22 protein-coding genes, 1 tRNA gene and 1 pseudogene are annotated in these 24,895 nt (G+C 69.8%); 12 read left to right on the top strand and 12 right to left on the bottom strand.

From position 1 onward, the window contains the following. Positions 1-44: 44 nt before the first annotated feature. Positions 45-761 carry a hypothetical protein gene (locus tag L6241_RS04690; protein ID WP_368245081.1) on the top strand — a complete coding sequence of 239 codons (717 nt, stop codon included), beginning with the start codon at positions 45-47 and terminating at the stop codon, positions 759-761. A 967-nt stretch (positions 762-1,728) separates the two neighbouring features. On the opposite strand, the gene rfbA is transcribed toward L6241_RS04690, so the two are convergent. The 4 genes from rfbA to L6241_RS04670 form a co-directional block, all read right to left on the bottom strand. After that, complete coding sequence (gene rfbA, locus L6241_RS04685; RefSeq protein ID WP_368245080.1) at positions 1,729-2,589, bottom strand: glucose-1-phosphate thymidylyltransferase RfbA; 861 nt, start codon at positions 2,587-2,589, stop codon at positions 1,729-1,731. Between the two features lie 67 nt (positions 2,590-2,656). Continuing rightward, the gene (locus L6241_RS04680; RefSeq protein WP_368245079.1) at positions 2,657-3,709 is read right to left on the bottom strand and encodes a hypothetical protein; all 1,053 of its coding nucleotides are present in this window, start codon (positions 3,707-3,709) and stop codon (positions 2,657-2,659) included. Positions 3,710-4,042: 333 nt separating this feature from the next. Further along, on the bottom strand, positions 4,043-4,504 hold the full coding sequence (locus L6241_RS04675; RefSeq protein WP_368245078.1) for a PGPGW domain-containing protein: 462 nt from the start codon (positions 4,502-4,504) through the stop codon (positions 4,043-4,045). A gap of 66 nt (positions 4,505-4,570) precedes the next feature. After that, positions 4,571-4,756 (bottom strand): helix-hairpin-helix domain-containing protein, encoded by a 186-nt coding sequence (locus tag L6241_RS04670; RefSeq protein ID WP_191564288.1) that lies wholly within the window; start codon positions 4,754-4,756, stop codon positions 4,571-4,573. Between the two features lie 88 nt (positions 4,757-4,844). Here L6241_RS04670 and rfbB point away from each other — a divergent pair, with 88 nt between their 5' ends. Both rfbB and L6241_RS04660 read left to right on the top strand, forming a co-directional pair. Continuing rightward, positions 4,845-5,843, top strand: coding sequence for a dTDP-glucose 4,6-dehydratase (rfbB, locus tag L6241_RS04665; protein ID WP_368245077.1), 999 nt, complete (start codon positions 4,845-4,847; stop codon positions 5,841-5,843). Positions 5,844-5,845: 2 nt separating this feature from the next. Continuing rightward, positions 5,846-7,231 (top strand): sugar nucleotide-binding protein, encoded by a 1,386-nt coding sequence (locus L6241_RS04660; RefSeq protein WP_368245076.1) that lies wholly within the window; start codon positions 5,846-5,848, stop codon positions 7,229-7,231. Positions 7,232-7,373: 142 nt separating this feature from the next. Here L6241_RS04660 and L6241_RS04655 read toward each other — a convergent pair whose 3' ends face one another. Beyond that, the gene (locus L6241_RS04655) at positions 7,374-7,604 is read right to left on the bottom strand and encodes a hypothetical protein (RefSeq protein WP_368245075.1); all 231 of its coding nucleotides are present in this window, start codon (positions 7,602-7,604) and stop codon (positions 7,374-7,376) included. Positions 7,605-7,676: 72 nt separating this feature from the next. Between L6241_RS04655 and L6241_RS04650 the strand changes: the two genes are divergently transcribed. From L6241_RS04650 to L6241_RS04640, 3 genes are all read left to right on the top strand, one after another. After that, entirely contained in the window at positions 7,677-8,471 is a 795-nt protein-coding gene (locus tag L6241_RS04650; protein ID WP_368245074.1) for a hypothetical protein, read from the top strand. A gap of 126 nt (positions 8,472-8,597) precedes the next feature. After that, the gene (locus tag L6241_RS04645; protein WP_354587026.1) at positions 8,598-9,419 is read left to right on the top strand and encodes a PRC and DUF2382 domain-containing protein; all 822 of its coding nucleotides are present in this window, start codon (positions 8,598-8,600) and stop codon (positions 9,417-9,419) included. A gap of 75 nt (positions 9,420-9,494) precedes the next feature. After that, a complete protein-coding gene (locus L6241_RS04640) occupies positions 9,495-10,199 on the top strand; it encodes a hypothetical protein (protein WP_368245072.1) in 705 nt (234 codons plus the stop codon). An 80-nt stretch (positions 10,200-10,279) separates the two neighbouring features. Here the strand turns inward: L6241_RS04640 and L6241_RS04635 are convergent, their stop codons facing one another. After that, the gene (locus L6241_RS04635) at positions 10,280-10,993 is read right to left on the bottom strand and encodes a TetR/AcrR family transcriptional regulator C-terminal domain-containing protein (RefSeq protein WP_368245070.1); all 714 of its coding nucleotides are present in this window, start codon (positions 10,991-10,993) and stop codon (positions 10,280-10,282) included. A gap of 242 nt (positions 10,994-11,235) precedes the next feature. Between L6241_RS04635 and L6241_RS04630 the strand changes: the two are divergent. After that, positions 11,236-12,072 (top strand): annotated as a pseudogene (locus tag L6241_RS04630) (lysozyme). 282 nt (positions 12,073-12,354) lie between these two features. On the opposite strand, the gene L6241_RS04625 reads toward L6241_RS04630, so the two are convergent. The 5 genes from L6241_RS04625 to L6241_RS04605 all read right to left on the bottom strand — a co-directional run bounded on the left by L6241_RS04625 (position 12,355) and on the right by L6241_RS04605 (position 18,941). Next, complete coding sequence (locus tag L6241_RS04625) at positions 12,355-13,002, bottom strand: GDSL-type esterase/lipase family protein (protein WP_123092069.1); 648 nt, start codon at positions 13,000-13,002, stop codon at positions 12,355-12,357. A gap of 12 nt (positions 13,003-13,014) precedes the next feature. Continuing rightward, positions 13,015-13,200: a DUF6104 family protein gene (locus tag L6241_RS04620; RefSeq protein ID WP_068277920.1), complete on the bottom strand. Its 186-nt coding sequence runs from the start codon at positions 13,198-13,200 to the stop codon at positions 13,015-13,017. A gap of 10 nt (positions 13,201-13,210) precedes the next feature. Further along, positions 13,211-17,059 (bottom strand): multifunctional oxoglutarate decarboxylase/oxoglutarate dehydrogenase thiamine pyrophosphate-binding subunit/dihydrolipoyllysine-residue succinyltransferase subunit, encoded by a 3,849-nt coding sequence (locus L6241_RS04615; protein ID WP_368245068.1) that lies wholly within the window; start codon positions 17,057-17,059, stop codon positions 13,211-13,213. 122 nt (positions 17,060-17,181) lie between these two features. After that, on the bottom strand, positions 17,182-17,982 hold the full coding sequence (locus tag L6241_RS04610) for an ABC transporter permease (RefSeq protein ID WP_368245066.1): 801 nt from the start codon (positions 17,980-17,982) through the stop codon (positions 17,182-17,184). Further along, positions 17,979-18,941 (bottom strand): ABC transporter ATP-binding protein, encoded by a 963-nt coding sequence (locus L6241_RS04605; RefSeq protein WP_191564870.1) that lies wholly within the window; start codon positions 18,939-18,941, stop codon positions 17,979-17,981. Before L6241_RS04605 ends, L6241_RS04610 begins: the two co-directional genes overlap by 4 nt. Positions 18,942-19,333: 392 nt before the next feature. Between L6241_RS04605 and L6241_RS04600 the strand changes: the two genes are divergently transcribed. The 5 genes from L6241_RS04600 to L6241_RS04580 all read left to right on the top strand — a co-directional run bounded on the left by L6241_RS04600 (position 19,334) and on the right by L6241_RS04580 (position 24,338). Beyond that, the gene (locus tag L6241_RS04600) at positions 19,334-19,630 is read left to right on the top strand and encodes a GIY-YIG nuclease family protein (protein WP_252976409.1); all 297 of its coding nucleotides are present in this window, start codon (positions 19,334-19,336) and stop codon (positions 19,628-19,630) included. A gap of 477 nt (positions 19,631-20,107) precedes the next feature. Continuing rightward, a complete protein-coding gene (locus L6241_RS04595) occupies positions 20,108-21,442 on the top strand; it encodes a hemolysin family protein (RefSeq protein WP_368245063.1) in 1,335 nt (444 codons plus the stop codon). Next, positions 21,439-22,467 (top strand): hemolysin family protein, encoded by a 1,029-nt coding sequence (locus tag L6241_RS04590; RefSeq protein WP_368245062.1) that lies wholly within the window; start codon positions 21,439-21,441, stop codon positions 22,465-22,467. Before L6241_RS04595 ends, L6241_RS04590 begins: the two co-directional genes overlap by 4 nt. A 123-nt stretch (positions 22,468-22,590) precedes the next feature. After that, positions 22,591-24,177 (top strand): sodium-dependent transporter, encoded by a 1,587-nt coding sequence (locus L6241_RS04585; protein WP_368245061.1) that lies wholly within the window; start codon positions 22,591-22,593, stop codon positions 24,175-24,177. Next, the gene (locus L6241_RS04580) at positions 24,174-24,338 is read left to right on the top strand and encodes a methionine/alanine import family NSS transporter small subunit (RefSeq protein ID WP_368245060.1); all 165 of its coding nucleotides are present in this window, start codon (positions 24,174-24,176) and stop codon (positions 24,336-24,338) included. Before L6241_RS04585 ends, L6241_RS04580 begins: the two co-directional genes overlap by 4 nt. Positions 24,339-24,780: 442 nt before the next feature. Here the strand turns inward: L6241_RS04580 and L6241_RS04575 are convergent. Further along, positions 24,781-24,856 (bottom strand) — tRNA-Arg (locus L6241_RS04575). Positions 24,857-24,895: the final 39 nt, after the last annotated feature.

Here is a 24,895-nt window from a genome sequence, read left to right as displayed (position 1 = left end):
GGGGGACCTCTCTGGGGACGACCTTCGAAGCATAACGACGCGTTATGCCAGCCCAAACTCGTGCCCAGGTGTTGGATGGGCTGTCGGACCTGGCCGACCTCACCCAGGACGGTAGGTGGGTGAAAACCCCTCAAAGCGCATCGAGCCAACGTTGTGCAAGGACCGTGTGCACCGGCAACATCTGCCGGTCGCCCTACGCCCACCTGCTGCTCGCCCAGGGGCTGAAGTCAGTCCGGCCTGGTGCTTTCGAGGTGAGCAGCACCGGTGTCGGCGCGCTCGTGGACCACTCCGTCGAGTCAGGGAGTGCCCGACACCTCGACGCGAAGGGCATCACTCACACCGACATCCGTGCCCGGCAGATCAGCGAGGGCGACCTCGACTGGATCGATCTCATGCTGCCGATGACGGTCGAGCACCGCAAGGCCGTGCTGTCGTACGCGCCGCGGCTGCTCAAGCGTGCGTACACGATCAAGGAGATCGCCCGGCTCATCGACTCGGCCGAGCAGCCGCAGCCCTGGACCGGGCGCCTGGCTGGGCTCGAGACTCCTGAGGAGCGGTGGGCGGCGATCCCGACGCATCTCGCGCGGGAGCGCGGTCGTGCACGTGTGGCGGAGGGCGTCGACGACGTCCGACCCGTACCGCCGGAAGGACGCTGCCTTCGACGTGATGGCCCGGGAGATCGACTCCGCGGTGGAGCGCGTCGTGTGGCTGGAGCGTGTTACGGGTTGATCTTGGACCTGGGCTGGCACAAGCCGCACTGAATAATCCAAGAAGGTACCGAGCAAACAGGCAATCCCATTCCCCATACATACAAGTGGGGCGGGTCTCGAGAGAATTTACATACCTATTATCAAGCGCGAAGACAATTGGTGCAAACTTGAGTTCGTAATTGCCCGAGTGGAAGACAGGAGCAAACTCGCCGAAATCAGGCGCCTTGCTGACATTTATCACACCATGGATTCCACTCGGTACGCAGTCATACTGGGCAGCGCTATTGGATTGGCGTTCGGATCCTCACCCATCTTTGGATGTCTCGTGCACGGAGAAAGCGTAAGATGGGAGGAGCATGGCGCTCCATATCTGGCAGCTGAGCTTCGCGCAGGGACTCTCGTCTCATACGTCACGCTGACGACATTGCACGAAAATAGAACGCATTCTTTGATGCTCCGGGTCGAACTATTGAAATCTCTACTTCGTGACGTCGATCATTCCTGTGCGTGTTCCCGATTTACGGGTCGAGGCATGCGTGGAGTCGGCAACAGACCCCTTAGCCACCGACCGCCCGCGTACCGAAGCGCGTCGTCCCCTCGCAGTCGGTGGCCCGATCTTGATCCCCGCCGTGCGTCCGGGGATCTTAAATCGCACCGGCTGACGGGGCGTCTCATAGTTCACGTCGTCAACCCGCAGCAGCTTCGGGCCATGGGTGCAGCCGCCCTTATGCAGTGCGGATAGTACTTGATGGCCGATGTCTGCTTGCACCACTGAAAGCCATCTGAAGGGCCTGCTGTGCTGAAAGTAGTACAGCTGGTAAAGCAGGAACCCGATGGGTGGGGTAGCCAGTTCCACTCCGGCGAGTCCGATAGAGACTTAGGGGTCGAGGCTGTCCTGCGGTGCCAGGCTCAAGTTGATTACGGTGCGTGAATAGTTTGCCCATCCTGCGGCTAGGACGGTGAAGATTGCCCCAGGCGCTGCCCAACGAACTACTTTCACAAATTCGAACATAATGACCTACCCGAGGAGGCTCAAGAGGTACTGGCCGTAGCCGCTCTTCACCAACGGCTCGGCGCGCTCGCGCAGGCCGTCGTCGTCGATGTAGCCCATACGCCAGGCGACCTCCTCGGGGCAGCCGACCTTGAGGCCCTGCCGGCCCTCGAGCGTGCGGACGTAGTTGCTCGCGTCGTTGAGCGAGTCGAAGCTGCCGGTGTCGAGCCAGGCCGTGCCGCGGGGGAGGACCTCGACCTGCAGGCGCCCCTCCTCCATGTAGCCGCGGTTGAGGTCGGTGATCTCGAGCTCGCCACGGGCGCTCGGGCGCAGAGCGGCGGCGCGGTCGACCACCCCTTCGTCGTAGAAGTACAGGCCCGGCACCGCGAGGTCGCTGCGCGGGCTGGTGGGCTTCTCCTCGAGGCTGATCGCCCTCCCTTCGCCGTCCACCTCGACGACGCCGTAGGCGGTCGGGTCGGCGACGCGGTAGCCGAAGATCGCGGCCCCGTCGATCTCGTGGTGGCGCCTCAGCTGGGTGCCCAGACCCGGCCCGTAGAAGATGTTGTCGCCGAGGACGAGGCCCGCCTTGCCACCGGCGAGGTGGTCGCGGCCGATGACGAAGGCCTGCGCGAGACCGTCCGGCGAGGGCTGCTCCGCGTAGGTGAGGTTGATGCCCATCTGCGAGCCGTCGCCGAGCAGCCGGTGGAAGCCGTCGGCCTCGTGCGGGGTCGTGATGAGCAGGACGTCCTGGATCCCCGCGAGCATGAGCGTCGACAGCGGGTAGTAGACCATCGGCTTGTCGTAGACCGGCACGAGCTGCTTGCTCGTCCCGAGCGTGATCGGGTGCAGTCGCGAGCCGGTCCCCCCGGCGAGGATGATGCCGCGCATTGCAGGTCCTCCAGCTATGAGTTGTGAAGGCTGAGCGATCGGGCGCAAGCGCTCCCGGTGGGCGGGTTTAGGCAGACTCGATGGCAACGGCGGTGCGGGCGCCGGACACATCGGGCCAGACCAGTGATCGGCCGAAAGGTTCGTAGTCCTTCGACAGCTTCTGCAGCCTCTGCCTGCCGAGAGTGACAACCTTCAGATTCTTCTCGTCTTCGCGCTCACCGACGACCAGACCGTTGGTTAGGAGTCGGTGGAACATCCCTCGGGGATGTGCTGACATCGAGCGGTCCGTCGTCTGTGTTACGGCTTCGAGCACCTTCACCCCTCTGTCGTTCCTCGACCGCATGTCGCGAACGACTTGTTCCAGATGGGTGTCGGTCACCTCACCACGCGTGAGCTTGTACAACAGATATGTCTCGTCCCACTCGCGCAAAGCGCTGTGCAGGACGCACATCAGGTCGACGAGGGCGGCCACCCGGGCGGTATCGACGTCTTGCATCGCCGTTGCGTCCGCCTGTGGGGATGCCCCGAACGTGGCGCCGTTAAGCCTGAGAAGTAGTTCGTTCTCCACCCCCAAAAGGGTTGCCTTGAAGACTTGCTCCAGATGCGCGACTCGCGACCAGTCAGAGTCGTCGACTGCGCCGGTTGTTCCGGCGATGGCACGCACCCTGCGGACCGTGTCGAGCGCTGCTTCGACCTGCGAGCGTTGCTCGATCTCTAGGGCACGAACGACGTGCCGCACGTCGCGGGTTACAGCGTCGACAGAGACCTTGATTTGACGCAGCTGCTGTTGAATGACCAAGAGTTGCACTGCGGTGAGTGCTTCGATCGCGGAGAACGTCCGCGCCTCAACTTCGCGTAGCTGCAGTTGATGGGAGACCTGGCCCTTGTCGGATCGCAGAACTCCTCGAAAGTAGGAGCCGACGGTGTCCAATCGAGCGTCGATGAGCAGATCCGCCGACTCTGGGCTGAGCTCGTACACCTTCCTCGCGTGCAAGCCGAAACTCTTGAGCAGTGCGAATGCCACTGGGCCAACCTCGGCGAGGAGGTCCGGGTCCAAGATCGGGGCTAGGCCGTCCTCTTCATCCGTCACCTCGACGACGTGCGTGGAGTCAACACGCACGAACCTGCCATCAGGCCCGGGACTGGGGCTCACTGGGACCCTTAGATCCACTGCTCGCGGGTGCTGGCTTACTTTGCGTGAACGTATGAGCGGCCTTTCCCGCGGCTGCCGCCCCCGCAGCGCCGCCGAACGGTCCAGCAACGACCGTCCCAGCGATTCCGCCGATGATTCCGGCGGCGAGCGCGTTCTTGTCCTTGTCTTCCATCTGTCTCCCCCATCCTTGAGATGCAGGGATCGTGGCACACGGACGTGTTGGGCGTCAGCAGTTTGCACGAATGGAGCCCAGGCCGGGGTCTTGCTTGCTCGGTCACGTGCGGATGCTCAGCGGGCCGGTCAGACCCGTTGGTCCTCGCGGGCCTCGTCGTCGCGGATGCCGCGGAAGTTGAGACAGCTGTAGACGAGCATCGCCGCGGCGATGACGCCGGAGGCGATGAGGGAGCCGCCGGTGCCCCAGCCGCCGGGGAGCCACCACTTCGCGTCGAGGGGCCACCACGACGGGACCGGCGGTTGCAGGCCCCACACGACGCCGGCGCCGACGAGGAAGACGATCAGCAGGCCCGACAGGGCGATCCGGCCCCAGCTCGAGACGCTGTCGGCCGCGGTGCGCAGGGCCGCCTTCTTCACCGGCTCGAGCCGGCGCTCGGCCCACTCGTACTGCGTCGCGAGCAGCGCCATGCCGGCGAAGAGGGCGAGCAGCCCCGGGCCGGGCAGGAAGAGCGCGGCGATGCCGACGAGCACGAGCAGCCATCCGGCGATCTGGATGGCGACCTTCTTGATCACGGCCGGACCGGCCATCGTGAGCTCCTCGGGTGGGTGACGGGCTGCGGGGATCGTAAGCGCGTCAGCCGGGAGATCAGGCCCTCACGTGGCCCTGCGTGCCTCGTCGAGCAGCCGGACGGCCCTCGGGCCGACCCCGTGCAGCGCGAGCAGCTCCTCGAGGTCCTCCGGGAGGTCGGCCTGCGAGCGGTAGCCCGCGTCGACGAGCGCCCCGGTCGCGGGCCGCCCGATGCGCACCCCGTCGAAGGTCGGTCCGCGGTCCTCGGTCATGCGCCCACGGTAGGAGGGGCAGCCCTGCGCCGCACGGGATCTGCCGAAGCCCGGTGCGCGCACCTCGGGCACCCATACCCTGCAAGGCATGCACCGATTGCTCGTCACCGGGGGAGCCGGCTTCATCGGCAGCAACTTCGTCCATCACGTCGTCGCGACGACCGACGCCCACGTCACCGTCCTCGACAAGCTGACGTACGCCTCGAGCGAGGCCTCGCTCGCCGACCTGCCCGCCGACCGGGTACGGCTCGTCGTCGGCGACATCGCCGAGGCCGAGACCGTCGACCCGCTCGTGGAGCAGGCCGACGCCGTCGTGCACTACGCCGCCGAGTCGCACAACGACAACTCGCTGGCCGACCCGTCCCCCTTCGTGCGGACCAACATCATCGGCACGTACACGATCCTCGAGGCGGTGCGCCGCCACGGCACCCGGCTGCACCACGTCTCGACCGACGAGGTCTACGGCGACCTCGAGCTCGACGACCCGGCCCGCTTCACCGAGGCCACGCCCTACCAGCCGTCGAGCCCGTACTCCGCGACGAAGGCCGGCAGCGACCACCTCGTGCGCGCGTGGGTGCGCTCCTTCGGCATCCCCGCGACGATCTCGAACTGCTCGAACAACTACGGCCCGTGGCAGCACGTCGAGAAGTTCATCCCGCGCCAGATCACCAACCTGATCGACGGGGTCCGCCCGCGCCTCTACGGCGCCGGGGCGAACGTGCGCGACTGGATCCACGCTGACGACCACTCCAGCGCCGTGTGGACGATCCTCGCGAAGGGGGAGAGCGGCCGCACCTATCTCGTCGGCGCCGACGGGGAGCAGGACAACCTCACCGTCGTACGCGCGATCCTCGAGATCATGGGGCGCGACCCCGACGACTTCGAGCACGTCACCGACCGGGCCGGGCACGACATGCGCTACGCCATCGACTCGACGCGGCTGCGCACCGAGCTCGGCTGGGAGCCGCGGTACGGCGACTTCCGCGAGGGGCTCGAGCGCACGGTGCAGTGGTACCGCGAGCACGAGGAGTGGTGGCGCCCGCAGAAGTCGGCCACCGAGGCCAAGTACGCGGCGAAGGGGCACTGACCGTGGCTGAGCTGAGCGTCGAGACCACCGCGATCCCGGGGCTGCTCGTCCTGCGCCTGCCCGTGCACGGCGACGCGCGCGGGTGGTTCAAGGAGTCGTGGCAGCGGGCGAAGATGACCGCGCTCGGGCTGCCGGACTTCGGGCCGGTGCAGCACAACGTCTCGTACAACGACAGCGCGGGCGCCACGCGTGGCATCCACGCCGAGCCGTGGGACAAGCTCGTCTCCGTCGTCACCGGTCGGGTCTTCGGCGCGTGGGTCGACCTGCGCGAGGGCGAGGGCTTCGGCACGACGGTGACCGTCGAGGTCGACCCGGGGGTCGCGGTCTTCGTGCCGCGCGGCGTCGGCAACTCCTACCAGGCGCTCGAGGACGGCACGGCGTACAGCTATCTCGTCAACGCCCACTGGCAGCCCGGGCTCACCTACCCCGCGCTCGCGCTCGACGACCCCGATGCCGCCATCGCGTGGCCGATCCCGCTCGAGCGCGCGGAGATCAGCGACAAGGACCGGGGCAACCCGACCCTGGCGGGGGTCACCCCCTTCGCCCGGGCCGCGCAGCGGGTGCTCGTCCTCGGCGCCCGCGGCCAGGTGGGCCGTGCGCTCGTGCGGGCGCTGCCGGACGCGCGCGGGCTCACCCGCGCCGAGCTCGACATCTCCGACCCGGCGGCGCTCGAGGCCTTCGACTGGTCAGGGGTCGACGTCGTCGTCAACGCCGCCGCGATGACCGCCGTCGACCACGCCGAGAGCGAGCCCGGCCGGCGCGAGGCATGGGCCGCCAACGCGACCGCCGTCGCCCGGCTCGCCGCGCTCGCCGTGCGCCACGACCTCACCCTCGTGCACGTCTCGAGCGACTACGTCTTCGACGGCACGGCCGAGGTGCACGACGAGGAGGAGGGGCTCGCGCCGCTCGGGGTCTACGGGCAGAGCAAGGCCGCCGGCGACCTCGCCGTCTCCGTCGTCCCGCGCCACTACGTGCTCCGCACGTCGTGGGTCATCGGTGACGGGGCGAACTTCGTCGACACGATGGCCCGCCTGGCCGACGAAGGGGTGTCCCCCCGCGTCGTCGACGACCAGCACGGGCGGCTCACCTTCGCCGACGACCTCGCGGGGGCGGTCGCGCACCTGCTCGAGGTCGGGGCTCCGGCGGGGACGTACGACGTGACGAGCGGGGGAGCGAGCCGGTCGTGGGCCGATGTCGCGACGGCGGTCTTCGAGCTGCGGGGGAGGTCGGCGTCCGAGGTCACGGGCGTGAGCACGGCCGAGTACGCCGACGGCCGCCCCATGGCCCCCCGCCCCCGCCACAGCACGCTGTCGCTCGACAAGATCGCCGCCACCGGCTGGGCGCCGGTGGACCAGGACGAGAGGCTTCGAGCGCACCTCGCACGGTGAGTCGTGGTGGTTGAGGTGTGAAGGCCGCCCAGGCCTGAGCCTCGAAACCAACGGACCCTGGTTTCGAGGATCCTCGCTGCGCTCGTCGCACCTCAACCACCGAGTGCCGGCCTGTCGCACCCGACCAGCGATGTGACGCCGCTCAGCCCTTGCGGTGGAGGCGGCGGGTGGCGCGGCGGGTGAGGGCTGCGCGGAGGGGGGCGACGAGGCGTCCCTCGGGCCTGCTCGAGCGCTCGGCGCTCCACGTGTGGCCGTCGGGGCAGATGTAGGTGGTCTTCTCGTGCTCGCCCTGGGCGTCGAAGCGGCGGTCGGTCACATCAGAGGCGCTGACCTGCCCGCAGCTCGGGCAGGGGGGTGCCTCTCGCTCGATCATGCTTACAAGTCTGCCACCATTCTTGGAATGCGCTGACTTACGGCGTAAACCGACGCATTTCAGGAGAAGCAGATGCAGAACGCGCTCGACCAGCTGTGGGTCGCCCTGGCCCTGTACGTCCCCAAGATCGTCCTCTTCCTCGTCATCCTCGTCATCGGGTGGATCGTGGCGAAGATCCTCGGCAAGGCCGTCGACTCGATCCTCGAGCGCGTCGGCTTCGACCGCGCGGTCGAGCGGGGCGGCGTCAAGCGCGCCCTCGCGAAGTCGCAGTACGACGCCTCGTCGATCGTCGGCAAGGTCGTCTACTACACGCTCGTCCTCTTCGTGCTGCAGCTCGCCTTCGGGGTCTTCGGCCCCAACCCGATCAGCGACCTGCTGACCCGCGTCATCGCTTTCCTGCCGAGCGTCGTCGTGGCGATCGTCATCGTCGTCCTCGCCGCCGCGATCGCCACGGCGGTCCGCGAGCTCGTCGCCAACACCCTGGGCGGGCTGTCCTACGGCCGCGTCCTGGCCAACATCGCCGGCGCCTTCATCATCGGCCTCGGCATCATCGCGGCCCTCGACCAGGTCGGCATCGCCACGACGGTGACCATGCCGGTCCTCATCGCCGTCCTCGCGACCATCGGCGGCATCCTCGTCGTCGGTGTCGGCGGCGGGCTCATCAAGCCGATGCAGGCCCGCTGGGAGGGCTACCTCGGCACCGCCGAGCGCGAGGCGCAGAACATCAAGGACGAGGCGGCCAAGGCTCCCTCCGTCTCGCAGCAGGCCCGCCAGGCAAAGGCCGAGGCGCAGGCCGCCGAGGCCCGGACCCGGCCCGTCGGCGGCGCCCAGGCGGCCGACGTCCCCTTCGACCGCGACCAGCGCTGAGCCGGCACCCACGGACGCCATGACCGGCGGATCACACCCCAAAGGAGGGGACCCGCTCCAGGGTCTGGACGTCCTGGGCGCCATTACGTTTACGTTGTAAACCCATCGAACGACATGGAGGATCGCATGATTACTTCCGAGCAGGTTCGTACCCTCGCCACCGGCGGCGTCGTCGTCGACACGGCGGGCGACAAGGTCGGCAAGATCGGCCAGATCTACCTCGACGACTCGACCGGGCAGCCCGAGTGGGTCACCGCTAACACCGGTCTCTTCGGGACCAGCGAGACCTTCGTCCCCCTTCGCGGTGCCACCGTGCGCGGTGACGACGAGATCCAGGTGGCCTACGCCAAGGACGTCATCAAGGACGCTCCCCGCGTGGACGCCGACGGACACCTCGACGCGGACGACGAGGCCGAGCTCTACCGCTACTACGGGATCTCCGACGACGGTGCCGAGGCTCCGGTGCAGGGCGGTCTGGACCGTGGCGGCGACCGCGACGACAGCCGTGACCGTGGCGTCCGCGGCGACGGCCACGACACGTCGGGTCCCAACACCGACGACGCGATGACCCGCTCCGAGGAGCGGCTCGACGTGCACACCGAGAAGGTGGCCGCGGGACGTGCCCGGCTGCGCAAGTACATCGTCACCGAGGACGTCACGACGACCGTGCCGGTGCAGCGCGAGGAGGTCCGCATCGAGCGCGAGCCGATCACCGACGCCAACCGCGGCGAGGCGCTCTCCGGTGGTGACCTCACCGAGGAGGAGCACGAGGTCACGCTCATGCAGGAGCGCGTCGTCGTCGACAAGGAGACGGTCCCCGTCGAGCGCGTCGCGCTCGGCACCGAGACCGTCACCGACGAGCAGCAGGTGAGTGAGCAGGTCCGCAAGGAGCAGATCGAGGCTGACCTGCCCGACGACGCCCAGCGCGGTCGTACCGACCGAGCCTGAGCACCCCCGTGTGAGCCCCCCACGGCCCGTGGCCGTGGGGGGCTCGCGCAGCCCGACCACGAGAGGAGACGCACGATGAGCACGAGCATGGACGGCGGTGTGCCCGAGGGCAGCCGCGCACGACGCGCCGACGAGCACGGCCTCACCCGTCGGCACGACCCCAGGGCCGGCGAAGGGGGTCGGGACCGTCACGCAGAGACGGGCGCGGCGGACCTGCGCGAGCGTCAGGAGCGCGCCTACGGCGGGATGAAGATCGGCGCCGCGTTCTTCGGGTGGCTCACCGCGGTCGGTCTGACCGTCCTGCTGGCCGCCGTGGTGGCCGCGACGGGGACCGCCATCGGGATGAGCACGAAGACCAGCGTCGACGAGGCTGTCGCCGACGCGAGCGGTGACCCGCAGGCGGTGGGCATCGCGGGCGTGGTGGCGACCCTGCTCATCCTGCTCGTCAGCTACTTCGCCGGCGGGTACGTCGCGGGCCGGATGTCACGCTTCGACGGAGCCCGGCAGGGTGTCGCCGTGTGGCTGTGGGCCGTCGTCGTCGCCGTCCTGGCCGCGGTGCTCGGGCTGGTCGCGGGCGACCGCTTCGACGCGCTGGCTCAGCTCGACGCGCTGCCGCGGATCCCGGTGGGGACGGGTGACGCCGTGACGACGGGGGTCATCGCGCTCGTCGTCGTCGCCGTGGTCACCCTCGTCGGCGCCGTGCTCGGCGGCCGGGCCGGCATGCGGTACCACCGCAAGATCGACGACACCGCTCTCGACGACATCGCGCTCGACGACTGAGGGGTCGGCCGCGCGGGTCAGCTGCGCAGGTGAGGACGGGTCCGGCCCCCTGGGGTCGGGCCCGTCGACGCTGCGTGCGGCTACTGGGAGACGTGCATCTCGATGCGCTCGATGAGCGTCTCGAGACCGATCTCGAACTCCTCCTTGGAGTGGTCCTCGCTCAGCGCCTCGCGCAGACGTGCGACGGTGGGGAAGTCGGCGAGGTCGAGCTCGGCGTCCCCCTCGGGGATCTGCGCACCCCCTTCGTCGAGTGGCTGGTCGACGGGAGAGGTCTCGGCGCCCTGGACCACCGACTCGAGCAGGAGGTGCCCGAGGAGGAAGCTGCTGAAGGAGCGGTAGGCGTGCACGGCGCCGCCCTCGGTGAAGCCGTGGCCGATGAGCGTGCGCAGGAAGTCCTCGACGAGGGAGAGGCTGCGCAGCGGCGGGCGCAGCCACGGGGCAGCCGGGTGCCGGGTGGCGACGAGGGGGAAGGCCAGGGGGTGGTCGAGCGCGACCCGACGCACGACGTGGGCGAGGGTCTGCAGGTAGCCCTGCCAGGTCTCGGAGAGCTCGGCGTCGAGGTCCTCCTCGAGGCCCCGGAGCAGCTCGGCGACGACGGCCTCGAGCAGGTCCTCACGGCCGGAGACGTGGCGGTAGAGGGACATCGCCTCGACCCCCAGCGCGCTGCCCAGCGATCGCATCGTCAACTTCTGGGCTCCCTCGGCGTCGATGTAGGCCAGGGCCGACCGCACGACGAGGTCTCGGCTCAGACGAGGCTTCGAGGACCCCTTCGCCGATGCGTCTGCTGCGCTCATGCACCTACCCCTGTCGCTGGCGAGCGGTTGGGTGGTGATCCTACGCGTCCGGGTCGATCGGTCTGCGGTCGGGCCGGGGGCCCCTGATGGTCGGCTTACAGTGTAAGCCAAGCATTGTCAGGGGGGAAGCGACGCCTCGCTGACTCATCTGACCGCGCACTGACCTGGGCTGACGCACTCCTGACCAGACGATGGATCCCCATGGGGTGCAGGGGGATTGGGCTCGCTCCTAGCCTTCGAGCATGCGCCGAGCCCTCATCGCCACCGCCGCCGTCGCCGCGCTCACCGCGGTGGCCCCCACCGCCACGGCCGGGAACGCCCCGGCCCCCGAGCCCACCTCCGGCGCCCGCTCCGCGGGCATCACCGAGCCCGGTCAGGCCTACATGGGCTGGCGCGAGCGAGGCACCCCGCTCAAGGCCAGTCAGCTCGACACGAGCGCCGCGCGCGAGTCCGGGGTCACCGCGACCGTCAACGGCATCGACGTCTCGAACTGGCAGGGCCAGGTCGACTGGGCGGGGCAGTGGGCGGCGGGCAAGCGCTTCGCGTACGTCAAGGCCACGGAGGGCACGAGCTACAAGAGCCCGTCCTTCAACCACCAGTACACCGGCTCCTACACCCAGGGCTTCATCCGCGGCTCGTACCACTTCGCGCTGCCGGACCGCTCGAGCGGCACCGCCCAGGCGGACTGGTTCGTCAACAACGGCGGCGGCTGGTCGGCGGACGGCAAGACCCTCCCCGGTGCGCTCGACATGGAGTGGAACCCCTACGGCGCCACCTGCTTCGGCAAGACGCAGGCCGGCATGGTGACGTGGATCTAGGACTTCGTGAAGCGGTACAAGGCCCGCACCGGCCGCGCGCCGGTCATCTACACGAACACGAACTGGTGGAACCAGTGCGTCGGCCACGACACCCGCTTCGCCGCCGAGGTGCCGCTGTGGATCGCCCGGTACAGCACCGCCGCCGGCACCCTGCCGACCGGCTGGAGCTACTACACCTTCTGGCAGTACTCCGACACCCCCATCGACCAGAACGTCTTCAACGGCAGCCTCGACCGCCTCCGCGCGCTCGCGACCGGCTGACCCCTTCGTCCCCCTTCGCCTCCCCCTGACCGGGTCGAGGTGCCCGCGTGAGTCAGGGCTCGTTTGGGTACCTCGACTCGGCATCCACAGGCGAAGGGGGTACGCCCACGGCGTCCACAGCGTCCCGTCGACCGCCCCATCCGGGCTTGGTCGGCGGGACGCTTCGGCGAGCGTCGCTGGTCGAGGTGCGACTGCCCGCCAGGGCGGGAGCCTCGAGACCACCGGCTGGACATGCAGCGACCCCCGTCGCGCCGGGGCACGAAGGGGGTCGCAGCGGACCGGTCAGGCGATCCAGTCGCTCCAGCCGTGGTGCAGGACGAGCCAGGCGATGAGGCCGTAGCCGGCCTGGCCGGGGTGGACGCCGTCGAGGCTGCTCGCCATGTCGGAGTCCCACTGCTCGTGGCCGGCGAGCGGCGCGAAGACGTCGACGAAGGGGACGCCGCGGCGCTCGCACACGTCGCGCTGCGCCTCGGTGATCTGCGTCAGCTGGGCGTCGACCTCCGCGTCGGCGGCGGGTGCCGGACCGACGACGAAGGGGGCGACCCCCCGGCTCGCGCACTCGTCGAGGATGTTCGCGAGGTTGAGCCGGTGACGCGCGAGCGAGACCCCGGTCTCGGCGTCCGCGCGACCGAAGGACACGACGAGCCGACGGTCGCTCGCGCCCTCCCACCGCAGCGGTGCCTCGGTGAGCCAGCGCTGCGAGACGTCGCCCGAGGTCTGCCCGCCGACCCCGAGGTTGTAGTGGGCGAGGTGGGCCCCGTCGAGGACCGTGCGGCCCATGACGCGACCCACCCAGCCCTGGGCCTTCGGGTCACCGACGCCGGCGACGAAGGAGTCGCCGATGAAGACGACGCTCACGCGCCGCTCTCCGTCGTCTCCGGGCGCGCTCGCGACGGCGGCGCTGGGGGTGAACTGCGGGTCGGTGCTCATGATGTCGCCAACCTACTCGTCGTCCAGCTCGTCGTCGTCGAGCCGCGCCAGCCACGAGGCCAGCCGCTCCACCGGCGTCTCGAACTCCGGGTGGAGGTCGACGAAGGTGCGCAGCTGGTCGCTGACCCACTCCAGGGTGACGGACTCGTCACCCCGGCGTGCGGTCAGCTCCTCGATCCCGCGGTCGGTGAAGTACACGCGGCCCCGATCAGCGGTCGAAGGCGGCCTGCATGAGCGCCGCCTGCTCCGCCGCGTGCTTCTTGGCCGTGCCGGCCGCGGGCGAGGCGCTCGCGGGACGGGCGACGACGCGCAGCGGGCGCTGCTCGCCGTGCTCGGCCAGGGCCTGCGGCAGGTTGAGCGCGAGGAAGGGCCAGCCGCCCATGTTCTGCGGCTCCTCCTGCACGATGACGACCTCGGCGTTCGGGTACTGCGCGAGCGCCTCGGCGAGCTCGGCGCCGGCGAGCGGGTAGAAGCGCTCGAGACGCAGGATCGCCGTCGCGTCGTCGCCGCGCTTCTTGCGCTCGGCCTCGAGGTCGTAGATGACCTTGCCGCTGGCGATGATGACGCGGTCGACCTTCTCGCCCGTGGGGCCGTCACGGTCGGGGAGCACCGGCTGGTAGCTGCCCTGCGTGAAGTCCTCCGGCGCGCTGGCCGCGGCCTTGAGCCGCAGCATCGACTTCGGGGTGAAGACGATGAGCGGACGACGCGGCCGGCTGTAGGCCTGACGACGCAGCAGGTGGAAGTAGCTCGCCGGCGTGGAGGGGTAGGCGACCGTCATGTTGTTCTGCGCGCACAGCGTGAGGAAGCGCTCGATGCGGGCGGACGAGTGGTCCGGCCCCTGGCCCTCGTAGCCGTGGGGGAGCAGGAGCACGACGGAGGAGTTCTGGCCCCACTTCTGCTCCGAGGAGGAGATGAACTCGTCGACGATCGTCGCCGCGCCGTTCCAGAAGTCGCCGAACTGCGCCTCCCAGAGGACGAGGGCGTCGGGCCGCTCGACGGAGTAGCCGTACTCGAAGCCCATCGCCGCGAACTCGGAGAGCAGCGAGTCGTAGACCCAGAAGCGGGCCTGGCCGGCGCCGAGGTAGTTCAGCGGCGTCCACTCCTCCGCGGTGGCCTTGTCGATGAGGACCGCGTGCCGCTGCACGAAGGTGCCGCGGCGGCTGTCCTGACCGGTGAGGCGCACGGGGGTGCCGTCGAGGAGCAGCGAGCCGAAGGCGAGGAGCTCGCCGGTGGCCCAGTCGATGCCGCCCTTGTGCACGCTCTCGGCACGCTTGGCCATGGCCTGCGCGAGCTTCGGGTGCACGGTGAAGTCGCTCGGCGGGTTGGCGAAGATGTCGCCGATCGCGTGGAGGTCGGTCTCGGAGATCGCCGTCTCCGCAGCGGTGCGACGCGGGGCGTCGCTCGACTGCGAGGTCGGGCGCTCGAGACCGGCGTTGTCGTCGACCTCGGAGGAGGAGTCCTCGTCGCGCTCCTGGGCCGCGGGGGTGCCGGCCTTGAGGGCCTCCTTCGTCTCGACGAAGACGCGCTCGAGCTGGGCCTGGTAGTCCTTGAGCGCCGCGGCGGCCTCGTCGGAGGTGATGTCACCGCGACCGATGAGCGACTCGGTGTACAGCTTGCGCACCGAGCGCTTGGACTCGATGAGGTTGTACATGAGCGGCTGCGTCATCGAGGGGTCGTCGCCCTCGTTGTGACCGCGGCGGCGGTAGCAGACCATGTCGATGACGACGTCCTTGTGGAACGCCTGGCGGAAGGCGAAGGCGAGCTCGGCGACGCGCACGCACGCCTCCGGGTCGTCACCGTTGACGTGGAAGATCGGCGCCTGGATCATCCGGGCCACGTCGGTGGAGTACACCGAGGAGCGGCTCGAGGACGGCGCGGTGGTGAAGCCGACCTGGTTGTTGATGACGACGTGGATCGTGCCGCCCGTGCGGTAGCCGCGCAGCTGCGACTGCTGCAGGGTCTCGGCCACGACGCCCTGACCGGCGAAGGCCGCGTCGCCGTGGATGAGGATCGGCAGGACGGGGAAGTCCTCGCCACCGCGGTTGAGCCGGTCCTGCTTGGCACGCACGATGCCCTCGAGCACCGGGTTGACCGCCTCGAGGTGGCTGGGGTTCGCGGCGAGGTAGACCTTGGTCTTCGAGCCGTCGTCGCCGGTGAACTCGCCCTCGGTGCCGAGGTGGTACTTGACGTCGCCGGAGCCCTGGACCGAGCGGGGGTCGAGCTGACCCTCGAACTCGCGGAAGATCTGGCCGTAGCTCTTGCCGGCGATGTTCGCCAGGACGTTGAGGCGCCCGCGGTGCGGCATGCCGATGCCGACCTCGTCGATGCCCTCGGTCGCGGCGTTGGACAGGATGCGGTCGAGCATCGCGATGACGGACTCGCCGCCCTCGAGCGAGAAGCGCTTCTGGCCGACGAACTTCGTCTGCAGGAAGGTCTCGAAGGCCTCCGCGGCGTTGAGCCGGCGCAGGATGCGCAGCTGCTCGTCGCTCGTGGCCCGCTTGTAGCCGACCTCGACGCGGTCCTGGATCCACTTGCGCTGCTCGGGGTCCTGGATGTGCATGTACTCGATGCCGGTGCTGCGGCAGTAGCTGTCGCGCAGGATCCCGAGGATCTTGCGCAGCTTGAGGAAGGACTCGCCGCCGAAGCCGCCGGTGGCGAAGTTGCGCTCGAGGTCCCACAGGGTCAGGCCGTGGCTCGTGATGTCGAGGTCGGCGTGGCGACGCTGCTTGTACTCGAGCGGGTCGATGTCGGCCATGAGGTGGCCGCGCACCCGGTAGGCGTGGATGAGCTCCTGGACGCGGGCGACCTTGTTGATGTCGTCGTCGTGCGTCGCGGAGATGTCCTGGACCCAGCGCACCGGCTCGTAGGGGATGCGCAGGCTCTCGAAGATCTCGTCGTAGAAGCCGTGCTGCCCGAGGAGCAGCTGGTGGATGATCGCGAGGAACTCGCCGGAGCCGGCGCCCTGGATGATCCGGTGGTCGTACGTCGAGGTGAGGGTGAGCAGCTTGCTCACGGCGTTGCGCGCGATCGTCTCGGCGCTCGCCCCCTGCCACTCGGCGGGGTAGTCCAGCGCGCCGACGCCGATGATGGCGCCCTGGCCCTTCATGAGGCGCGGGATGGAGTGGACCGTGCCGATGCCGCCGGGGTTGGTCAGCGAGATCGTCGTGCCCTGGAAGTCCTCGACGGTGAGCTTGTTGTCACGGGCCTTCTTCACGACGACCTCGTAGGCCGCCCAGAACTGGCTGAAGGTCATCGTCTCGGCGCCCTTGACCGAGGGCACGACGAGCGAGCGCGAGCCGTCCGGCTTGGGCAGGTCGATGGCGATGCCGAGGTTGACGTGCGCCGGGTTGACGAGGACCGGCTTGCCCTTCTCGTCGGTCGTGAAGCCGACGTTCATCGACGGCATCTTCGTCAGCGCCTTGACCATCGCGTACCCGATGAGGTGCGTGAAGGAGACCTTGCCGCCGCGGGCGCGGCCGAGGTGGTTGTTGATGACGACGCGGTTGTCGATGAGCAGCTTCGCGGGGACCGCGCGGACCGAGGTCGCGACGGGCACCTCCAGCGAGGCCTCCATGTTGGACACGACGCGGGCAGCGGCGCCGCGAAGGGGGACCGTCTCGTCCTCGCGCTGCGAGGGCGCCTCGACCTTCGGCTTGTCGGGGTCGCGCGGCGTGGGCGCCGTCGCCTCCTTGACGTCGGCGTTCTTCTCGCTCGCCGTCGAGCTCTTCGCGGCAGGGGAGGCCTTGGGCTCGGAGGTGGCCGGCTCGGCCTTCTTCTCCGGGGCCTTGGCTGGTGCCTTGGCCGGAGCCTTCGCGGGTGCCTTGGCCTCCTGGGTCACCGGCGCCTTCGCGGGAGCCTTCGCCTCCTGCGCCGGGGCGGCGGGGGACTGGCCGTTGCCCCCCTTCGCCTCACCCGGTCGGTAGCTCTCGAAGTAGGACCACCACGCCTTGTCGACGAGGTTCTTGTCCTGCTTGTACTGCTCGAAGAGCTCGTCGACGAGCCATTCGTTCGGACCGAAGTCGCTGAGGTTGGTGGGGCCATCAGGCTGGTCGGGCACGGCGGGTACGCCTCTTTCCACAGGTCGCGTCAGGTCAGCCCGCAGCCACGGGCCGCACCCGGCAAGCCTAACGCGAACGCCCCTCCAGGTCGGAGGGGCGTTCGCGCTTGGAGCAGGTCAGCTCAGGTGACGTCCTGGCGCGACGCGCGGAGCACGCCGAGACCGGCGAGGACGACCGCGTACGCGGTGAGCGTCAGGGCCCCGGCCCACCACGAGAGCGGCTCGGCCATGCCCGGTCCGGACATCGTCACGGGGTCGATCATCGCGTTCGTCGCCTGGCTCGGGAAGAACTTCACGACGTGCTCGTTGGCGAAGTCGTTGAAGGACAGCCCGAAGCCGACGAGGGGCTCGACGATCCACGCGGTGCCGATGCCGACGAGCAGCGCGGCGACCATGTTGGGGATGAGGATGCCGACGCCGAGCCCGATGAGCGCCCACAGGGCGAGGGCGAGCAGGCTGAGCGCGAGCGAGCGCAGGATCTCGACGTCGGGGAAGGGCTCGATGCCGCGCATGCTGAGGACGACGGCGCCGACGCTCACCGAGCCGAGGAGGCTGACGAGGCCGTAGCCGATGCCGATGACGACGAGGGCGAGGACCTTGCCGAGCAGGGCCTTCATCCGGCGCGGGGTGGCCAGGAAGGTGCCGGTGATCGTCTTGTGCCGGTACTCCGAGCCGATCTGCATGACACCGATGGTCAGCAGGAGCAGGTAGCCGACGCCGAGACCCGCGGTGTAGACGGTGTTGGCGACCTGGGCGTCGGTGCCGGTCATCGCCGGGGCGCCGGTGCCGGGGTCGTCGATCGTGTAGACGACGGCGAAGAAGCCGGCGAAGACGGCGCCCGCGAGGAAGATGCCGAGGGCCATCGCCCACCACATCCGCGTCGTGCGCAGCTTGAGGATCTCCGAGCGGATGACGCTGATCATTCGTTCGCCCCTTCCTGACCGATGAGAGCGTCCTGCTCCATCGGGGCGTCCTGAGTCGAGTAGTTGCGGCTCGTGCCGTCGGTGAGCGCGAAGAAGAGCGACTCGAGGTCGCCGCTGCGGCTCGTCAGCTCCCACACCGGCAGGCCGGCGCGCAGGGCGACGTCGCCGATGAGGCGCAGGTCGTCGGTCTCGACGACGAGACCGCCGTCGGCGGGCTGCGCGGTGACGTCGGCGATGCGCAGCGCGCCGGCGAGCGCGTCGGCGTCGGAGGTGCGCACGAAGCTCTTCGCCCCGCCCTGCACCTCCTCGAGCGTGCCGGAGCGCACGAGGCGACCGTTGGCGATGATGACGACGTCGTCGGCCGTCTGCTGGACCTCGCCGAGCATGTGGCTGCTGACGAGGACGGTGCGGCCCTCGCTCGCGAGGTGGCGCAGGAAGCCGCGCATCCAGCGGATGCCCTCGGGGTCGAGACCGTTATTGGGCTCGTCGAGGAGGAGCACCTCGGGGTCGCCGATGAGGGCGCCGGCGAGACCGAGGCGCTGGCGCATGCCCATCGAGTAGCCGCCGGCCCGCTTGCGGGCGGCGGCGGGGATGCCGACGAGCTCGAGCAGCTCGTCGACACGGGAGTCGGGGATGCCGGCCGTCGAGGCCATGACCCGCAGGTGGTCGCGGCCGCTGCGGCCGGGGTGGAAGGAGGTCGCCTCGAGCGCCGCCCCGACCGTCGTCAGCGGGCTCGGCAGGTCGCGGTAGCGCGTGCCGCCGATCGTCGCCTGCCCGGCCGAGGGCTCGACGAGACCGAGCAGCATCCGCAGGGTCGTCGTCTTGCCCGCGCCGTTCGGCCCGAGGAAGCCCGTCACCCTCCCTGGTCTGACGTCGAAGCTCACGTCGTCGACGGCGGTGAAGCCCCCGAAACGCTTGGACAGGTTGCGCACCTCGATCGCGGTGCCGCGGTCGGCCATCCTGCTCTCCCTCTGGCGCACACGCGCCGGGTCGTCACTACGGTCTCTCGGTCGAGACCCATCGAACCAGGGCCACCTCACCCCGCACATCCACCCCAGGTCTGAGCCCCCCCTCCCCCCGAGGGATGAGCCGTCTCTGGTCGAGGTGCGAGGAGTCGTTGTTGGTGGAGGTGCGACGAAGAAGTTCTTGGCGGTTGAGGTGCGACGAAGGAGTTCTTGGTGGTTGAGGTGCGACGAAGGAGTTCTTGGTGGTTGAGGTGCGACGAAGGAGTTCTTGGTGGTTGAGGTGCGGGGAAGACCGTTGGTGGTCGAGGTGCGACGGAGGAGCCTCGAGACCACGGACCCTGTGGATGACTCACCGGCCGCGAGGCCGGCTTCTGCTGAGATCAGCCATGCCCCACGTCTACATGCTCCGCTGCGCCGACGGCAGCTACTACGTCGGCAGCACCCGCGACCTGCAGAAGCGTCTGCAGCAGCACGCGACCGGTCTGGGCAGCCGGTACACGAGCTCCCGCATGCCCGTCGAGCTCGTGTGGTCGCAGGAGACCGAGACGATCCCGCAGGCCTACGCCCTCGAGAAGCAGGTCCAGGGTTGGTCGCGAGCCAAGCGCGAGGCGCTGATCGCCGACCAGTGGGACGTCATCGTCGCGAGATCGAGGCGAAGGGGTGGCCGCCCCCCTGGTGGTTGAGGTGCGAAGGCCGCCAAGGCCTGAGCCTCGAAACCGCGCGGCCGTGGTCTCGAGGCTCCTTCGTCGCACCTCGACCAGCGAAGGGGCCTTGGTGGTTGAGGTGCGAAGGCCGCCAGGCCTGAGCCTCGAAACCGCGCAGGGCTGGTCTCGAGGCTCCTCGTCGCACCTCGACCGGCGAAGGGCTCGCCGCACCTCGAAACCGCGCGGGGTGGTCTCGAGGCTCGTCGCTGCGCTCCTCGCACCTCGACCAGCGAAGGGGGTCTTGGTGGTTGAGGTGCGAAGGCCGCCAAGGCCTGAGCCTCGAAACCGCGCGGCCGTGGTCTCGAGGCTCCTTCGTCGCACCTCGACCAGCGAAGGCTCCTGCACCTCGACCAGCAACACCGCTCCTCGCACCTCGGCCTGGGAAGGCTCTCGCACCTCAGCCGGCGAAGGCTCTCGCACCTCGGCCGGCGGTGCGGACCGTAGGATCGCGACATCATGACGCCCTGGTTACTCCTGCTCCTCGGTGTGCTCCTCACGCTCGGCACGGCGCTCTTCGTCGCGGCAGAGTTCTCGCTCGTCGCCCTCGACCGCCCGACGGTCCAGCGGGCCGTCGACGCGGGGGACTCCCGGGCGCAGCCGGTGCTCATCTCCCTTCGCCGCCTCTCCACGCTCCTCGGTGCGTGCCAGGTCGGCATCACGATCACGACCCTCGTCCTCGGCTTCGTCGCCAACCCCGCGATCGGCGCGCTCATCACCCCGCTGCTCGAGGCCGCCGGGCTCGGCCCGCGCGGGGCGGCCAACACCGCGAGCGTCATCGCGCTGCTCCTCGCGACGGGCTTCTCGATGATCGTCGGCGAGATGGTGCCGAAGACCCTCGCGGTCTCCGCCCCGCTCGGCACGGCGAAGGTCGTCGCCACCCCGATGCGCGTCATCGCCACGCTCCTGCGCCCCATGCTCTTCGTGCTCAACGGCTCCGCGAACTGGGTGCTCCACCGCCTGGGGATCGAGCCGCAGGAGGAGCTGTCCGCGGCCCGCAGCCCCGCCGAGCTCGCCTCGCTCGTGCGCACCTCCGTCGAGGCCGGCACGCTCGACTCCGGCACCGCCCGTCTCGTCACGCGCTCCCTCGGCTTCGGCGAGCAGACCGCCGCGGACGTCATGACCCCGCGCAACCGCGCGACCTCGATCGACCGCACCGCGAGCGCCGAGGAGCTCGTCGCGCTCGCCCGCGCGACCGGCCACTCCCGCTTCCCCGTCACCGGCGAGGACTGGGACGACGTCGACGGCGTCGTCCACGTGAAGAAGGCCATCGCCGTGCCCCACGAGAAGCGCGCGGCCGTGCCGATCTCCGCCCTCATGGTCGCGCCGGTCATGGTCCCCGAGACCCTGCGCCTCGACCCGCTGCTCCTCCAGCTGCGCGACGCGGGCCTGCAGTTCGGGGTCGTCGTCGACGAGTACGGCGGCACTGCCGGTGTCGTCACCCTCGAGGACCTCGTCGAGGAGATCGTCGGCGAGGTGAGCGACGAGCACGACCGGAGCCAGACCACCGGCCGTCAGCTGCCCGACGGGTCGTGGACCGTGCCGGGCCTGTGGCGCCCCGACGAGGTGCGCGAGCGCTTCGGCGCCGAGGTGCCCGAGGGGTCGGCGTACGAGACCGTCGGCGGCTGGGTCATGCACGAGCTCGGCCGCGTGCCCTCGGTCGGCGACGTCGCCACCCTCGACGGGTGGCAGGTCACCGTCGTCGACATGGAGGCGCGCCGGGTCGACCGGCTGCGCTTCACCCCGACCTCGACCGACGACCCGGCCACGGACGAAGGGGGTGAGCGCGGGTGATCACCGTGATCATCACCGTCGTCCTGCTGCTGCTCAACGCCTTCTTCGTCGGCGCCGAGTTCGCCGCGATGTCCGCCCGGCGCAGCCAGCTCGAGCCCCTCGCCGACGCAGGGGACAAGCGGGCCGCGCTCGCCGTCGAGGCGCTCCAGCACACCGGCGTCATCCTCGCGACCTGCCAGCTCGGCATCACCGTGTGCTCGGTCCTCCTCGGTGCGATCTCCGAGGCGGCCCTGCACCACGCCCTCGAGCCCGTGATGATCCGCCTCGGCGTGCCCGAGGGGCTCACCGACGCGACCTCGCTCGTCCTGGCGATCCTCGTCGTCGTCTATCTCCACGTCGTCGTCGGCGAGATGGTGCCGAAGAACATCTCGATCTCCGGCCCCGAGCGCGCGGCCCGCTGGCTCGTGCCCCCGCTCGTCGTCGTCATGCGCCTCACCCGCCCGATCATCGCCGGCATGGACTGGCTCTCGAAGGCCATCGTGCGGGCCATGGGCATCGAGCCCAAGGACGAGCTCGCCACCGCCTTCACCGTCGAGGAGGTGCAGACGATCGTCGAGGAGTCGCACCGCGAGGGCCTCGTCGAGACCGACAAGTACGGCCTCGTGGGCGCCGCGCTCGAGTTCTCCGACAAGGACGCCGCCGACGTCGGCATCCCCGTCGCCGACCTCGTCACCGTCCCCGTCGACGCGACGCCCGACGACATCGAGCGGCTCGTCGCCCGGCACGGCTTCTCGCGCTACCCGACGGTTGACGGCTCCGGCGAGCTGAGCGGGTACCTCCACCTCAAGGACGTCCTCTACGCCGACGACGTCCAGCGTTCTCAGCCCGTGCCGGTCAAGCGGGTCCGTCGCCTGGCGACCGTGCAGCGCGCCGACGAGGTCGAGGACGTGCTGCGCACGATGCAGCAGACCGGTGCCCACGTCGCCCGGGTCATCGGCGACGAGGGGGCCACCCTCGGCGTCGTCTTCCTCGAGGACGTCATCGAAGAGCTCGTCGGCGAGGTCACCGACTCCACCCAGCGCTGACCCCCCTTCGCCCCGTCCGGTCTCACTCACCGACGACTCCTGGCGGCCCCTGCGGCGTCCGTGGGAGCCTTCCCGGGCCGCGAGCCAGGTCGTCTGCTCGCGGTGCACCGACGAGGGAGTGACGTGAGCACCACGAGCAGCACCACCTCCGGCGAGCTCGCCGGGGCGTCCGAGAAGAGCGGCTTCGGCACCCGCAAGGCCTTCATCTTCGCCGCCATCGGGTCGGCGGTCGGCCTGGGCAACATCTGGCGCTTCCCGTACGTGGCCTACGAAGGGGGCGGCGGCGCCTTCCTCGTGCCGTACCTCGTCGCGCTGCTGCTCGCCGGCATCCCGATGCTCTTCCTCGACTACGCGATGGGGCACCGCTACCGCGGGTCCGCGCCGCTGGCCTTCCGGCGGATCTCGAAGCGGGGCGAGTGGTTCGGCTGGTGGCAGGTGCTCATCACCGTCGTCATCGGCATCTACTACCCCGCGATCATCGCCTGGGCGATCCGCTACACCGGCTTCTCGGTCGACAAGGCGTGGGGGAGCGACCCCGAGGCCTTCCTCTTCGGCGACTTCCTCCGCGCCGCGGAGACCCCCGGGCCGACACTCGACGTCGTGCCGGGGGTGCTCATCCCGATGGTGGTCGTCTGGGCGGTGACCCTCGGTGTCCTCGCGCTCGGCGTCCAGGCCGGCATCGGGCGGACCGCGGTCATCTTCATCCCCGCGCTCGTCATCGCCTTCGCGATCCTCGTCGTCGTCGCGCTCACGCTGCCGGGCGCGAGCGTCGGGCTCAACGCCCTCTTCAGCCCCGACTGGTCGGCGCTCGCCGAGCCCGGGGTGTGGGTGAGCGCCTTCGGGCAGATCTTCTTCAGCCTGTCGGTGGGCTTCGGCATCATGATCACGTACGCGAGCTACGTCGGTCGCAAGACCGATCTCACCGGGTCCGGGGCGGTCGTCGCCTTCTCGAACTCGAGCTTCGAGCTGCTCGCCGGTTTCGGCGTCTTCGCCGTCCTCGGCTTCCTCGCGAGCAGCTCGGGCCAGCCGGTCGACGAGGTCGTCGCGCAGGGCATCGGGCTGGCCTTCGTCGCCTTCCCGGCGATCCTCAACGAGGCGCCCGCGGGCGTGCTCCTCGGCGTGCTCTTCTTCGGCTCGCTCGTCGTCGCCGGGCTCACCTCGCTCATCTCGATCGTCGAGGTCGGCATCAGCGCGATCCGTGACAAGACCGGTGCCGGCCGTGTCGCGGCGACGATGATCATCGGGCTGCCGATGGCCGTCGTCTCCTGCGTGCTGCTCGGCACGACCGGAGGGCTGTACGTGCTCGACACGGTCGACAACTTCATCAACAGCTTCGGCATCTTGCTCGTCGCCGCGCTGTCGATGCTCGCCATCGCGTGGCTGTGGCGCCGGCTGCGCCCGCTCGCCGACCACATGAACGTGCACAGCTCGATCCGGCTCGGCGCCTGGTGGCAGGTGCTCGTCGCCGCGCTCGTGCCCCTCGTCCTCGTCGTCATGCTCGTCCTCGAGCTCTTCGACAACGTCGAGACGCCGTACGAGGGCTACCCGAGCTCGCTGCTGTGGACCTTCGGGTGGGGCCTCGTCATCGCGCTGCCCGTCATCGCGCTCCTGCTCGCGCGGCTGCCGTGGCAGCGGGGGATCGAGCTCGACGACCCGGGCAGCGACCAGCTCGCCGACGACCACGCCGACCCGACCGGGGGCGCCCGATGACGACGACCGCGATCCTCATGATGCTGCTGGCCATGGGCACGATCTGGGGCGGCCTGGTCGTCTCGGTGACCTGGCTCGTCCGCAGCGACCGCCGGGTCGCCGCCGGCGAGGCGGCACGCGCCGGCGGGACCGGGGCGAGGGCTGCGCGCGGGGAGGGCTGACCCCCTTCGCTGCCACCCAACCCCGCTAGACCCCCGGCTACCACGCCGTACTGGTCGTGATCACGACCACTACGGCGTGGTAGCCCGCGTCGTCGGTGGGTGGGTCGGACCGCCGCGAAGGGGACGACCTGCCAGCGGGCCAGACGTGCTGGCGGGGTCCGTGCCGGGTGACTCCGCCGTTGCCCCGTACGTACGGGGCAGGGCTCTAGTCGCGCGAAGAGGTGGAGGAGCAGCGCCCCAGGCCTGGCGATCTCGTCGCGGCGGGTGCTCGGTGCCCCGTCGGCGCTCTCGCTGCGTTCGAGGCGCCTGTTCCTTCTACCGTGGGCGCTGCGCGCCGCCCGCGGAGCGGGCTGCAGGTGGTGCCCCCGTCGGCCGTCTCACGTCGTTCGACGACCTGTTGCTTCTGCCGTGGGCCCCACGGGACGAGCTCCGCTCGACCCGGTGGTGCCCCCGGCAGGATTCGAACCTGCGGCCCCTGGTACCGGAAACCAGTGCTCTATCCCCTGAGCTACGGAGGCGTGCGCCCGACGGTGCGGGCGCCGGTGCAGGTTAGCACC

Source organism: Janibacter sp. Y6 (assembly GCF_040900765.1).
GTDB classification, from domain to species: domain Bacteria; phylum Actinomycetota; class Actinomycetes; order Actinomycetales; family Dermatophilaceae; genus Marihabitans; species Marihabitans melonis.
Note: the sequence above shows the minus strand (reverse complement) of the source record. Positions and strands in the feature narration are given on the sequence as shown.

Coding starts and splice junctions, on each gene's coding strand:
- L6241_RS04650 (WP_368245074.1), top strand. CDS start 7,677: ATGCAGAACGCGCTCGACCAGCTGTGGGTCGCCCTGGCCCTGTACGTC.
- rfbB (WP_368245077.1), top strand. CDS start 4,845: ATGCACCGATTGCTCGTCACCGGGGGAGCCGGCTTCATCGGCAGCAAC.
- L6241_RS04670 (WP_191564288.1), bottom strand. CDS start 4,756: ATGACCGAGGACCGCGGACCGACCTTCGACGGGGTGCGCATCGGGCGG.
- L6241_RS04635 (WP_368245070.1), bottom strand. CDS start 10,993: ATGAGCGCAGCAGACGCATCGGCGAAGGGGTCCTCGAAGCCTCGTCTG.
- L6241_RS04690 (WP_368245081.1), top strand. CDS start 45: ATGCCAGCCCAAACTCGTGCCCAGGTGTTGGATGGGCTGTCGGACCTG.
- rfbA (WP_368245080.1), bottom strand. CDS start 2,589: ATGCGCGGCATCATCCTCGCCGGGGGGACCGGCTCGCGACTGCACCCG.
- L6241_RS04600 (WP_252976409.1), top strand. CDS start 19,334: ATGCCCCACGTCTACATGCTCCGCTGCGCCGACGGCAGCTACTACGTC.
- L6241_RS04625 (WP_123092069.1), bottom strand. CDS start 13,002: ATGAGCACCGACCCGCAGTTCACCCCCAGCGCCGCCGTCGCGAGCGCG.
- L6241_RS04645 (WP_354587026.1), top strand. CDS start 8,598: ATGATTACTTCCGAGCAGGTTCGTACCCTCGCCACCGGCGGCGTCGTC.
- L6241_RS04655 (WP_368245075.1), bottom strand. CDS start 7,604: ATGATCGAGCGAGAGGCACCCCCCTGCCCGAGCTGCGGGCAGGTCAGC.
- L6241_RS04675 (WP_368245078.1), bottom strand. CDS start 4,504: ATGGCCGGTCCGGCCGTGATCAAGAAGGTCGCCATCCAGATCGCCGGA.
- L6241_RS04580 (WP_368245060.1), top strand. CDS start 24,174: ATGACGACGACCGCGATCCTCATGATGCTGCTGGCCATGGGCACGATC.
- L6241_RS04640 (WP_368245072.1), top strand. CDS start 9,495: ATGAGCACGAGCATGGACGGCGGTGTGCCCGAGGGCAGCCGCGCACGA.
- L6241_RS04610 (WP_368245066.1), bottom strand. CDS start 17,982: ATGATCAGCGTCATCCGCTCGGAGATCCTCAAGCTGCGCACGACGCGG.
- L6241_RS04595 (WP_368245063.1), top strand. CDS start 20,108: ATGACGCCCTGGTTACTCCTGCTCCTCGGTGTGCTCCTCACGCTCGGC.
- L6241_RS04605 (WP_191564870.1), bottom strand. CDS start 18,941: ATGGCCGACCGCGGCACCGCGATCGAGGTGCGCAACCTGTCCAAGCGT.